The sequence below is a fragment of the Hymenobacter segetis genome (assembly GCF_054776495.1).
In genome coordinates this window covers 1-13,896 of record NZ_BAAHBV010000005.1, presented here as the reverse complement: position 1 = coordinate 13,896, position 13,896 = coordinate 1, and the positions used below count along the sequence as shown (strand labels likewise).

General features: G+C 58.8%; 6 protein-coding genes. All 6 read left to right on the top strand.

The window, feature by feature from the left end:
* Positions 1–68: 68 nt before the first annotated feature.
* Positions 69–2,078, top strand: coding sequence for a conjugal transfer protein MobC (gene mobC, locus ACYU70_RS21725; RefSeq protein WP_342297169.1), 2,010 nt, complete (start codon positions 69–71; stop codon positions 2,076–2,078).
* 222 nt (positions 2,079–2,300) lie between these two features.
* Positions 2,301–4,511: a DUF3945 domain-containing protein gene (locus ACYU70_RS21720; RefSeq protein ID WP_342297167.1), complete on the top strand. Its 2,211-nt coding sequence runs from the start codon at positions 2,301–2,303 to the stop codon at positions 4,509–4,511.
* A gap of 103 nt (positions 4,512–4,614) precedes the next feature.
* Positions 4,615–6,690, top strand: a complete 2,076-nt coding sequence (locus tag ACYU70_RS21715) for a toprim domain-containing protein (RefSeq protein ID WP_342297166.1) — start codon at positions 4,615–4,617, stop codon at positions 6,688–6,690.
* A gap of 973 nt (positions 6,691–7,663) precedes the next feature.
* Positions 7,664–12,886 carry a hypothetical protein gene (locus ACYU70_RS21710; protein ID WP_342297164.1) on the top strand — a complete coding sequence of 1,741 codons (5,223 nt, stop codon included), beginning with the start codon at positions 7,664–7,666 and terminating at the stop codon, positions 12,884–12,886.
* A 98-nt stretch (positions 12,887–12,984) separates the two neighbouring features.
* The gene (locus ACYU70_RS21705) at positions 12,985–13,653 is read left to right on the top strand and encodes a hypothetical protein (RefSeq protein WP_342297162.1); all 669 of its coding nucleotides are present in this window, start codon (positions 12,985–12,987) and stop codon (positions 13,651–13,653) included.
* Positions 13,654–13,706: 53 nt separating this feature from the next.
* Positions 13,707–13,896 (top strand): hypothetical protein (locus ACYU70_RS21700; protein WP_460616125.1); only part of this gene is annotated, 190 nt, incomplete at its 3' end.

The window sequence follows — 13,896 nt, the reverse complement described above, 5'->3', positions numbered from 1 at the left end:
CGTCAAATAATCCGCGCCGGGTGCTGCCAGCGGGGGTAGGTTGCTTGATTCACCAAGCGTTTCAAGCGATGGAAGACGAGAAAGGACTGCGCAAAATCATGGAGTTTATGCGCCTGTTTGCCATTGTGCTGATGGGCATCAACATCTACTATTACTGCTTCGGCTACTTCAAAAGCATGGGCTGGACGCCGGCCGTGGTCGAGCATATGCTGGAGAGCTTTACCCGGAACACGTTCCTGTTTAAGGCCAGCTGGGTGAGCAAGACACTGGCTGTGGTATTCTTGCTGCTGAGCTGCCTTGGCACGCGGGGGCGGGCCAATGAAAAGCTCAAAGGAGCCTCGGTGGCGGGCTACGCAGCCACCGGGCTGGCGCTGATTTACGGGTCGGATGTGGTGCGCGGCTTCTCGTTGGGAGCCGGGCTGACGACGGCGCTCTACGCTGGGCTGCTGTCGGCGGGTTTTCTGCTGCTGCTGAGCGCCGGGGCCTGGCTAAGCCGGCTGTTCAACAACAACCTGATGAAGGACATCTTCAACAAGGCCAACGAGAGCTTCCCGCAGGAGGAGCGGCTGATGGAAAACGAGTACTCGGTGAACCTGCGCACCGAGTACCAGCTGCGCGGCAAGCAGCACCACGGCTGGCTGAACGTGGTGAACCCGTTCCGGGCCACGATGGTGCTAGGCACCCCCGGCTCGGGCAAGAGCTTTGCCATCATCAACGAGTTCATCCGGCAGCACCTGGCCAAGGGCTTCTGCATGTACATCTACGACTACAAGTTTGATGATTTGAGCCGCATTTGCTATAACACGTTGCTGCGCCACCAGGACAAGTTTGACAAGCCGGTGGGCTTCTACGTCATCAACTTCGATAACCCCCGCAAAAGCCACCGCTGCAACCCGCTGCTGCCCGAATTGATGACCGACATCGTGGATGCCTACGAAAGTGCCTCCACTATCATGCTCAACCTGAATAAGAGTTGGATTCAGAAGCAAGGCGACTTTTTCGTGGAATCTCCCATCAACTTCGTGGCGGCCATCATCTGGTTTCTGAAGCTGTTTGAGAAGGGCAAGTACTGCACCTTCCCCCACGTCATTGAGTTTCTGAGCCGCGACTACGAGGAGATTTTCCCGGTGCTGGCCTCGTACCCGGAGATTGAGAACCTAGTGAAGCCCTTCGTGTCGGCTTTCCAGAAGGATGCTATTGAGCAGCTGGAAGGGCAGATTGCCTCGGCCCGGATTCCGCTGGGCCGGCTGGCTAGCCCGCAGCTTTACTGGGTGATGTCGGGCAACGATTTCACGCTCGACATCAACAGCAACGAGGAGCCCAAAGTGTTGTGCGTGGGCAATAACCCCGAGCGCCAGGCCATCTACGGGGCGGCGCTGGGCCTCTACAACGCCCGGTTGGTGAAGCTAGTGAACCAGAAGGGCAAGCGCAAATCCTCCATCATCATCGACGAGCTGCCCACCATCTACTTCAAGGGGCTGGACAACCTCATTGCTACGGCGCGTAGCAACAAGGTGAGCACCTGCCTGGGCTTCCAGGACTTCTCGCAGCTGGAGCGCGACTACGGCCAGAAGGAAGCCGAAGTCATCAAGAACACGGTGGGCAACGTGTTCAGCGGGCAGGTATCGGGCAACAGCGGCAAGTGGCTGAGCGAGCGGTTTGGCAAGATTCTGCAGCAGCGCCAGAGCCTGAGCATCAACATGCGCGAAACCAGCACCAGTCTATCCACCCAGATGGACAGCATGATTCCGGCCAGCACCATTGCTAACCTCACGCAGGGCAATTTCGTGGGGGCGGTGGCCGACAACTTCGGCGAGGAAATCGACCAGAAGGTGTTTCACGCCCGCATTCAGGTGGACGTGAAGGCGGTGACCACCGAGGCCCAGGCTTACCAACCCATCCCCGACATCACCAGCTTCATTAACCCGGCCACCGGCAAGGACGAGGCCGAGGAGATGATAAAGGCCAACTTCAACCGCGTTAAAACCGAAGTGAAGGAACTGTGCGCCCGCGAGCTGCTGCGCATCGGGCAGGAACCCACGCTGCGGCACCTCATCAAGGAGAAGGCAGAAAAGTAAGGCCTGGACAGGTGGCCTATTGGACGGCACGAAGCCGGGTTTTGCGCCCCGGCTTCGTGCCGTTCGTGTGCCGGAGCGGCACCTCACGGCCCAATTTCGGCCACTCGTCAATATTCTCCCCAGGGCCTGATGGGGGCCGGTAGGTTTGCAGCGTCGAATTCCGGGCTGGCCGCGCCTGCGCCGGTCGGAAGGGCAGCTTTTATTCACCTACCCATTCCTCCTATGGCTGAGCAAGATGAAGTGAATACCCCCACGCCGGAGCGCTGGTACATGAGTGCGGTGCCAACCTCCAACGGCAACCTCAGCGGCCAGGGCCTGCAGCAGCAGCCCGCCAGGCACTCCCTCTATGAGATTCAGGTCAACCCCGCCAACCCCAACCAGGCGGCCCTGCTGCCGGCCCCCGGCGCGGATGGTCGGCTGCTGAATGCCTTCGACCATGCCCTGATGCGGGCCTTTACTACCAACCGGCTCCCCGGCCGGGAAGACAAGTTTCTCACGGTAGAAAAGCCTACGCGGCTGGAAAAAGTGGGCGACAACTGGAAAATCACCGAGCAGGGCCGCGTGGGCTACAGCGCCACCGAGCCCGAGCAGCGGTTGCAGGTATTTGGCCAAGTGCCTCCACAGGCTACCCAGCAAGCTGAACTAACGACGCGGGCCGAGGAGCTGGCCAGCGAAGTAGCTACCACTACCGGCACTGTTCGCACCAAGTCGGAAGTGGAACTGGAAGGAGTGGCCGACCGCGCGCAGCAAGGACCCGACGAGAGCCGGGCCACTTACGCGGATGCGTTACGTGACGAGGCCCGAACGGAATTAGGCGAAAGCACCGACGCGCCGGAGCGGCAACAACCGGTAGGGGAGGGGCAAAGTCGCGAGCACCCGCCCGTGGCCCCCATACCAGCCCCGTATGCTGCGGCCAGTGCGGAGCCGGTCGGAGAGTTGCGCATTACCTGGCAGCAGAAGAGCGACGAAGTGGCTCCGCTACTAGAAATGCGGGCCTACCTCGACCAGCTAAAGGAAGCCGGCGTGGCGGTGGGCGCTTTGCAGCTGGAGCGCGACCTGGCCGGCAAGCTCAGCGGCGGCTTCGCGGTGAGTTACGACCCGGAGTCGCACAAGCTGGGCCAGCTCGAAGCCGCCCTGCAGGGCTTCCGACAAGTGGGGAACGGCATGGCCGTCGTGGAGGAGCCCGAGCAGGCGACTGCCCGACGGCAGGAAGTGGGCTACGATGACGACTACGAGCCGCAGCGCAGTAAGCAGGTTCGGGAAGCCTTCGGCGTGAAGCAGTGGGACGCGCTCAGTGCCCAGCTATCGGCCGTGCCCAAGCACGCTCTCACGGCTCCGGAGCAGGTGCAGCAGGGCGCCGCCGGGCAGCGGGTGCAGCAGCTGGCCCAGCAGCAGGGCAAAACTACCGAGCAGGTCATCCGCGATGGCAAGAGCATTTTTGACATCGACACCAGCGGTAACCCCGCGTCGGCGTTTCTCAAGAACTTCTACGCCCACCTGAACGGCGGCCCGAAGACCCGCCAGAATCTGGAAATCGACTATGAGAAAACCCGTCAGGATTTGCAGGCCCGCCTGACCCGGCAGGCCGGGGCGGCGCAGCCGGAGCTTTCGCCTGGTTCGCCGGCCCCGGATGCCCAGGCCCCCAGCGTGGCGACTGGCCCCGGTGTGGGCGAGGTCGCCCGCAAGACCGCCGCGGTGCCGGCCCCTCCACCGACACTGTTCAAAGCCGATGAAGTGCCGCAGAAAGTGCTGGCCTCTCTCGGGCTGAATCTGGCTGAGTTAACGGGCAGCGGGCAGCTGCAAAAGCTGCTCAGCGGCGAGAAAACCGACTTGTTGCCCATGCAAGTCGTGGGCAAGGAAGGGCAGGAGCCGGTGAAGTTCGAAGGCAAGATGGTGCTCCACCGCGAGGCCGACGGGACGGCCACGCTTAAAATGGAATTGCCCCAGGAAAAGCTGGTCATTCCCAACGAGATTGGCGGCCAGCCCTTCACGCCCGAGCAGCGCCAGCGGCTCGAAACCGAGGGCAACGCCGGCCTGATTCGGGGCCTCAAGGACGAGCAGGGCCGCAAGTTCAACGGCTACGTGGCCGTGGACAAGGCCATGAATAAGGTGGTAGTGCTGCCCGAAAGCAAAGTGACGCTGCACGACACAGTGGCCGGCGTCAAGCTCACCCCCGAGCAGCGCCAAGACCTGCGCGAAGGCAAGGTGGTGGCGCTGGCCAACATGGCCAGCGGCAACGGCGGCCAGAAGTTCGACGGCACCGTGCAGGTGAATGCCGCCAAGGCCTGCATCGAGGTGAAACCGGCCGCCCACGAGCTGGGCCAGCGCCAGGCCCCACGGGCCGAGAAGACGGTGAAAGCCACCCAGACCGTGACCCCGGCCCCCGTGAAGGCCGAGGTGCCCCAGGTGAAAACCCGGGGACCCCGCCACTAGCCGGGCCTCCCCCTTAACCTCCATTTCTCACCCTACAAGCCCGGAAGCCCACTTCCGGGCTTCTTTTTTCTGCCTTCCATCCTTCAAACTAATCCGCTTTGCCATGGAACACGAACTCACCTTCCAGAAGATTAAGGAGCAGGTTGAGCTGCCCGAACTACTGAGCCACTTCGGCTATGCCCTGCGAAAAGGCGAGCACCTGGGCAAAGGCAAGTGGCACGTTTTCGAGGGCGATGACACGCTGGTGGTATTCAAGGGCCGGGGCGGCGACTGGATGTACTTCAACTCCCAGGACGACCGCGACAAGGGCAGCGTCATCGACTGGATGAAAAACCGGGTCAGCTCCGACCGCATCGCCGGCCTTGGCCCGCTGCCGGGCCGCAACCTCTGGCAATCGGTCAACGAGCACTTCCGCGCCTACCTCAACCTGCCCGAGGCGCAGCGCCCCCGGCTCGACCTGCCGCCCATCGCGGAAACCGCGCCGGGGGAGAAATTCCACAGCATCTACACCCAGCACTGCCGGCCGCTCGAAAATACGGCCTACCTGGAAGGGCGCGGTATTACCAAAAGCACGATTGCCAACCCGCAATTCGCGGGCCGCATCCTCAATCAGCTCTACACGGTGCAGAAGGAGGGAATGCCGGCCAAAACCTACGTCAACATCGCTTTTCCGGCCTACCACGAGGGTCGGGTAGTGGGTTTAGAGCTGAAGGGCGAAGGCTTCAAGGGCCAAGCCCCCGAAAGCCAGTTCACCCGCTCGCTGTGGCTAAGCAAGCTGCCCGAGGGCCGGCCGGCGGCGGTGCTAGTAATCAGCGAATCGGCCCTTGATACGCTGTCCTACGCGCAGCTGCACCCCGGCGAAAGCGCCCTGTACGGCTCGACGGCCGGCACGCTCACCCAGAACAAGATTTTCGAGCTGAAGCGGCTGCTTAGCGAGGAGCGTATTCCGGCCATCCGCGCCGCCTTCGACAACGACACGCAGGGCCACCACTTCGATACTCGGCTTCTGGCGAGCCTGGCCAGCGAGCAGAACCCCATGAAAGTGGTTCGGGAGCACGAGCACCTACTGACCGTCGAAATCATGGCCGTCCACCCGGCCGGCGTGCAGGCGCTCAGCCAACACCTCAAAAGCTACAACGACCAGGCCACCCGGCAGTACGCTCAGGAGAATGGGGAGCCGGGCAATCCGACCAGCAGCCAGACCCTCCGCGACGAGTTGATTCACTCCAACAAGCTTGGAGCGCACACTTACCAGTTTCACGTGCCGATGAGCCGCGAGGCGCTGGGCGCTTTCAACCAGGCGGCCAGCCAGGCGCTGGCCTTTGAGCACCGCGTGGAGCTTGTGAAGAGCCAAGGCAAAGACTGGAACCAGGACCTTAAGCAAGACCAGCTGCAGCGGGTGGTGCAGCGCGAGCTGGGTGGCATCTACGAGGACCAGTACGGCTTTGGCCAGCAGCACTGGGACAACTCACCTATCGAGGGCAGCGGCAAAATCACGCAGCAGCACGCGGCGCAGGCCCAGGCCCGGAGCCAGGGCGAGCGGCTGCTCGTGGTCGAGCTGCGGGAAAGCCGCGACGCTGTGGCGCTGCTGCCTACCCTGCGCGAAAACCTCGAAAAAGTCGGGTTCACCATTGACCACGCCGTGAAGCTGGAACCGACTGCAACCCGGGAGATTGCCACTGAGCTAACCCTGCGCTACCGACTGGATTCGCTGCATCTTCCCGCCATTAGCGACGCGCTGGATGCGTTGCGGCAAAATCCCAGAACTACGGTCATTGAGCCGGGGCCGGATGCGTCCGAGCGTCGGCAGCTGGTCGCCGCGCAGGAGCAGCAGCGCCAAGCGGGGCCGAAATTGGTGCCCAGGGACTCCCCCACTCACGACCAGGCCCGGCAATCGTTTATCGAAGCGGCGGGCCAGGTGGCCCGGGAGTTGCGCGCAAGTGCCGCGCTGCTACATGCGGCCCGCCTGCAGGAAGTTAGCCGGCAGCTGCTGACCAGGCCGGCGCTGGAGGGCCTGAACCGGGAGAACGTGGAGAAGGTGCTGGCCGTGGTCAATAAGCTCGACGCGTTGAAGGATAACCCCGCCGTGCAGCAACTGCGCCGGGCCGTGCACCTATTGCAGCAGCCCGCCCAGACGCAGCCGACGCAGCAAAAAAACCGGCCCGGACCTCGCTTGTAGGCCGGTGACGCTGGCTTTGGTTAAAAGTCTGGTCCAAAAGTCGCGTTTGGCCTTGCAGCTGGCTACTTTCAGCAATCAAGACGTGTGCGTAGCTAATTATGCGTTATATGGTTCAGAAACTATAGCTCATAAAGCAACATGCCAAAAACTTTCAGAACCCACTTCTTGACCCATTAAAATCACCTGTTTTGCTTCGCGCAGCCAGTAGGGGAGGGGGTATCAGTATGGCGCACCTTTGTGGTTTCTGCCAAGTGTGTCGGCACGCTCCATCTTCGGGTTACCGAACGGCTACACCTTTCGCTGCTTGCGGCTCAAGAACGTCCAATCTCATCCAGTTCGAGGTTTTCCCACCGCTTGTGCTGAGCTTTTTTTCAGCCGCCGATAAAGCAGCAGCGAGGCAGTGTGCGCCGCTTTCTTTTGCCAGGTTGGCCATGGTCGTGCGCGAACCGCCCGTGGTCCATACAATGCGGCACTGCGAATTGCGCTAATCCGGCAGCTTCACCACCTGCACGTAGCGGGTAACTACGTCTAACGCCACGGCCCGTAAATGGCCCGGTAAACGGAGGCCATGCGTTGGTCCTTGGCCCGCCCGCAGTTACTGCCGTTTTTGTGGACCGGCTCACTGAACCAACGACCGCCTAAGTAAATTATGGTTAGCACAGTATAGCGCCAATACGCTCCTGATATGCCCGTAGACCACTGCTAAAAATAAATGTTAGCTAATCCATTGCTACTTCATGCAAGTCCTGTAATATTGTCGCAGGTAGTCGTGCTGACTTTCCTTTCCATTGAGTTGTCGGTTGTTCGTCTCAATCCTACAAGGCTCCCCTATTCATCCAATTCGCTCCTGACCGAACTGGATTTCTCTCGGACGACGGGTACTTTTCCAGTCACACTACGCGTCTTTAGGCAGCGGTGTGTGCATTCCACGCCCCCACACGTCACTATTTGAGTAAACCCTTACTTTTCCAGTATGCTTTTGCGACCTACCGCGCGAAAAGGGATAGCCATATCCCTGCTAGTAAACACTGTTGCCAATATTTTCCTGCCGGGCATCAGCTATGCCCTGACCAGCGGGCCCAGCCAACCCGAATTTTCGAGCTTCTCGCCGGTGAGCACCGCCGGCATGGTCGACCAATTCACGGGGGATTTCAACTACAGCATTCCCGTGCTGGAAGTCCCCGGGCCGAACGGCAGTTCCTACCCCCTGTCGCTGTCTTACCATAGCGGAGGGAATCCGGAAGAAGAGGCCTCTTGGGTCGGGTACGGCTGGACGCTGAACCCGGGCGCGATTAACCGCGGGACCCGGGGCTTTCCGGACGACTACGACAACGAAACGGTAAAGTACTGGAACAAGGTCCCCAAAAACTGGACCGCGACCATTGGCATTGGCGTTGGGGTCGAGCTATTCAGCACGGACAACATCGGCAAGCTCAACGGCACCGGCGCGCTGCGTTATAATAACAACAAAGGCTTTGGCACGAACTACGGCATTGGCGTCAGCCTGGGCAAAGGGCTGATTTCCCTGGGGTATAATGGGACGGATGAGGGCCATAGCTTCACCGCCAGCATTAACCCCATGGCCTTGTTGTCGCATCCGTTCACAATGGAGAAGAAGGATGCCACCCCCCCTACGGAAAACCCTTCGCCGACCACCGCCAGCAAGGAGGAAAAGGCGACCGGGGGGATGCAGCGGCAAGCCATGCAAATGCTCAATAAGGCGGCCACGATAAGCTTGTTGGGGGGAAACCACGGAATGCTGGACTACGGCGAGACCAATCGCTCGACGCAGGTGAGCGAATACACGGGGGCTTCGTTTAACGTGGGAACCGGGGTGCAGGGCAGTCCGACCTGGCTTCCGGCCGGGGTCACCGCCAACGTGTTTGGCACCTATTCCTACCAGGAAAACGTTCCGCAAACCGATTTATCGGCGGCCGGCTATATGTACGCGGCGCATGCAGGCAGCACTTCGGTTTCGGATTATTACACCGAGAAAGCGTCGTCTTATAATACACGTGATGTTTTTCTGGGCATTCCCTTCAATAACGCCGACGTGTTCAGCGTGAGTGGGGAAGGCATTGGGGGAGCTTTTCGGCTGCACCATGACCGGGTGGGGGAGTTTGCCCCCAACCGCAAGAAAAGCAGTGTCGCCATCGCCAATATTTCCGTAGAGTTCGACGTGCCCCTCTCTCCGCAGGGAAATCTGGGCATTGGCTACGACGGTGGGGTAGGGACGCAAAGCCTGGAGGAAGGCTCCTGGAGTGATTTGAGTGCCTCACGGGTGCCGCCTCCCAAAAGAAGCTTCTCTGACGTTGGGGGCAACACCGGGGATGCTTACGGCGAAGGCGTCTATTTTCAGTTTGCCAACGAACTCACGGCCAATCCCGACCAGCAGGACACGGACGACAAAGCCGTATCGGCCTCGTTATCCACCACTGATTTTCAGAATTTCAACCCGCAATACGGGGCGGCCTTGCTGAAGGCAACGAATCAAGCGGCCACCGCAACCACCGTTTTGCCTGCTCATGCCCGGGAAAAGCGCGGCTCGTATATTGGGTACCATACCCGGGGGCAGATGGGGCATCCTGCCGCGCGCTACTGCCGCAGTGCGGATGTGGCGGACCTGGCTTATGCTGGGGTAGGGAACGAACGCATTGGCGAACTTTCGGTGGTCAACGAGCAAGGTCGCCGGTATACGTACGGCTTGCCGCTTTACTCCGCCCACGAAAAGAACTTGCAGTACGGCGCGCAGGGTACTGCCGGGGCCGGTTTCAGCGAGCACGGCTTCATTCTCTACAACCAAAGCCAGGACACCAAGATTGGGGAGGAACGGGAAGCGGCCTACGCGGCGACGTACCTGCTGACGGAGGCCACGACCCCGGACTACGTTGACCGCACCCTCGACGGGCCAAGTGATGATGATTTTGGGGGGTTCACGAAGTTCAATTACAAAAAACAGAACTCCCTGGATGGGACTCCTTACCACTGGCGTTTGCCCTATACCGGCCACGTGTACGAGAAAAACTCGCTTTCGGACCCGTTGGACGACATGGGCAGCGTCTCGGAAGGCGATAAAGAAATCGCGTACCTGTACTCGGTTCACACCAAAACCCATACGGCGATTTTCCAAGTGAGTGCCCGCGAAGACGGACGCGATGCTGATAACACCGCGACGGCCCGGAACTCGTCCGCCGCCAAGGGCGACCAACTCCTGTACAAACTCGACCAGATTGATTTGTATGCGAACGGCGATGTTCAGGGGTTTGACACGCAATCGAAAACCTGGACGCTGAAATCGACCGCCAAACCCCTCAAGACGGTAAAATTCCAGTACACGTACGAGTTGTGCCCCGATGTGCCGAACAGCTGGACGGCCACGGACCGCCCGCTCAAGAAAGGCGGAAAGTTGACCCTTTCGCGGGTGTGGTTTGAATACCAAGGGCAAGTAAACACCAAAGTCAACCCCTACGAATTCACGTACCGTTACCCCACGGACTTTAGTATCTACCCTGCCCCCTACCACGACCGCATCGTGGCCGAGTACGGCAAGTACAACCGGTCCGGTCATGCCAATGACCAGAACCCCGGGTATCGGCCCACCAATGTGGATGCGTGGGGCAACTACCAGTTCAACCCCGATATCCTCGGCAATAACCGGTACGACAGCTTAAAAACCTGGGTCAACCAGCGGCCCAATTCTAATGATTTTGACCCCGCCGCCTGGCAGCTGAAGGTCATTAAGCTGCCTTCCAAAGCCGAAATCCACGTCCAGTACGAACAGGACGATTACGCTTTCGTGCAGGGGGAAATGACCCACGCCCTGGCTTCGCTCTACCCGGGTAAAGACAACGGGGACATCACGCCCACTGGTGCTGCGGCGGGCACTGGCAACACCTTTTATATTGACCCGAAGTCCGTCGGCGTCGCGGAGCCCACGGTGCCGGCCTCGCCGGCCGCCGCCGATGCGGTTGATTCGTTGTGCACGGCCATTAACACGTTTTACGGACCAAGCAAACGGCCCATCTTCTTCAAGTTTCTGTACAGCCTGGTCGGTTCCGCTATTCCCACGCCGACCATGTGCAACACCGACTACCTTTCCGGCTACGTCAACCTGCGGTCCGCCAGGGTGGTGCAGAAAGATGGCCGCCGGCTCATCGAAGTGACGGTGGGAAATACCAACTCGTCTGGCTACTCGCTGCCGAACCAGGTGTGCCAGGACTTTGTCAAGACCCAGCGCCGGGGCAAGCTTTCCCCCAGCGGCAACTGCGACCCGCGGGTGGCGGGGGTTCCCAGCAATAATGCCAGCGCTAAACAGATTGTGCAGCAAATGGCCAGCTACGTGGGCAGTGTGCTGGACCCGTCGAACATGTGCGCCAAACTGAACCCGCGGCTGTCGTACTTTAAAATTCCGGTCCCCTTCTCCAAAAAGGGGGGCGGCGTACGGGTCCGGCGCTTGCTCACCTACGCCGCCGACCCCGCGCTTGACAACGAGGCCGTGTTGTATGGCAGTGAGTACATTTACAAGCTGGCAGGCAGCAAGTTGAGCAGTGGCGTGGCCACGAACGAGCCGGCGGCCTCCCGCGGCGAAAACCCGTTGGTGCAGTTCATTCCCCGCCGGGGCCAAACCCTGTTTTCGAAAATCATCTCCGGGGAGGACCGCAAGCAATCCGAAGGGCCGCTGGGCGAGTCGGTATTGCCCGCGCCTTCGGTGGGGTACTCGCGGGTCATTGAGCGGAGCATCCACAGCGGCAAAACCAACCCGGGCTTTACGGTTTCCGAGTTTTTTACGGCCCACGACTACCCGGTGCGGTACGAGAACACCACCTTGGAACGGAGAAATTACTACAAGCCCGGCTTTGGCAGCCTGGTTTCCTCCACGGTCAACAACGAGTTTGCGGCGCAGGGCTTTAGTGTCATCCTCAACAGCATGCACGGGCAGCCCAAGCGCACGGCTACGTACGCCGGCGATTACGCGCACATCAACGACGGGACGGGGGCCACGCTCATCACCGAGCAGGTGCAGGAATATTTCCTGCCCGACCAAGCGCAGCCCGTACGGTGGAATGCGCCGGGACAAGGGGACGAACTCGGCACACACTTGCCGGGCCGCGAGGTGGACCTCACCATGGCCCAGCACGCGGTCAAGGATTTCAGCCTGGATGCAAGCATGGAGTTTGACAACACGTTCGGCATTGTCTTCATCTTTCCCATTCCGTTTGTCACGGCCCGCTTATCGGCCACCAAAAACGAAGCGGCTATCTACACCCACGTGACGTCGAAAGTGGTGCGCTACCCGGCCATTGTGAAATCGGTGCGCATGTACAAAGACGGCATCTACCACCTGGAGGAGAACCTCGCCCTGGACCAGAACACCGGGAAGCCCGTTGCGGTCCGGTCGCAGGACGAGTTTCAGGGAACGTACCTGAAGGAGGACGTCATGGCCGCCTGGCTCTACCCGGAGAAACAAAGCAAGGCCCAGAATGAGGGCGTAATTCTTGCCAGTACAGGCAGTAACGCAGTAGCAACGGCTACCGTAGCAGGTGGCATCGGGTCCTACTACCTGACGTTGGTGAGCACGATGAATAGTCAGGGCGCTTGTGACCTGCTTCATTATTTGCACAAGGGCGATTTGGTGGAAGTAAACACCCCCAATAGCGGGAGCAATAGTGGCAACCTGTTTATCTCCGGGGGCGCTGACTATGCCCGCAATCGGATACAAATTTATCCGACCAGTGTTTCGAACACCTTGCCAGCCAGCAGTGCGGTTTCCAGCATCCGGGTAGTCGCTAGCGGGAATACCAACGAGTTATCCATGGAGGCAGGGTCTACGACCTACCACAAGACAGACGCGATAATTAGGCTGCGCAATAATACAGATGCCAACGCTGCGAATGAAACGGCAAAGACTCCCCAGAACAGTGATTTTGTCCAAGCTTTCAATGCGCAGTTAGCCTTGAGCACGCCGGCGGGCATTGACCATTTCACGCTCGGGGGGCCTTTTGCACACATGGATGTGTCCGGCTTTTATAACCGCTTGCCTACGGCATTCCGACCCACCGTTCACGACATGAAAGTGCAAAACATGGTGTTTATGACCAATAAAGTAAGCGGAGCAACGACGTATACCCTCGTTTCCTTTGAGGCCTTGCTTGATGCCCAAGCCGGACGCCCAGCAGCGCTTTACAAAGTAGAATAAGTACGGTTTTTATTCTTTGGCACAATCTCACTTATTGTTCTCTACACATGGTGTTAAACACTACTGTATTAATATGTATTGGGATAGTTCACAAGTTCATGCGTGTGCCGATTACTTTAGCGAAAGTAGCTGTGCAAACAAGTAGTTCGGGCATGGGAAAGTACTATCTCGTACCAAGTGGCGGAGCAAACACGGCTAAGTATGACGTTTTGCGCATCTTGCACAAGGGCGATGTGCTGATGCCCAATGGCCTGTCATCCCAGCCATATCTGTCGGACTGGGTAGATTATGCGCGGGCGAATATTTCACTGTTGTCCCTGACAGCTTCTACAGTCATGCTTCCCAGCAGCAATACTTACGAAATGGCAATGACCGTGGGGGCAACGTCCTATCACAAAGACAATGTGACCCAAAGTACCACAGCCATCGGGTTACGCACAAACCGGACAAAATATTTGGGTACTGCGTCCACTAGCAGCGATTACCGGCCCTTTATCCATGACTTCAACGCGAAATTGCAAACCGTTTCCCTTACAACCGGAGTGCGTTCTCTTACGGTTAGCAACTCAGCGGGATATGCAGCGATTGATGCGGCCGGCTTCTATGGCCAAATAAATCAGTTGGCTCCCGCACTGCGCGGAAAGACGGAGAATCTGACCGTTAATAATTTGCGATTTATCGCGCAGTCGCTTAAGGGTGGTTTAAAAATCGTTTTAGTTTCCTTTGATATTATTGATAATGGGAATACTTATCATATCGGCAGTTAATACAAAATGCTTGTTTTTATCTCATACATAATAAACTACAAACATTGCCTTTTATGATTCTTGACAAACGCTCAACGCTATTTAAACTTGTATTCACTGCTGTATTTGCTTTATGCAGATTTCAGTTAATAGCACAGTCATGCACGAACTTGTCTTCTCCGGTTACAGTCAAGTCGTTTGATTATGAGACACGGGGGACGGGTGCCGGAACAGCAGACAGCCAAGTTTCCTCGGACGAACAAC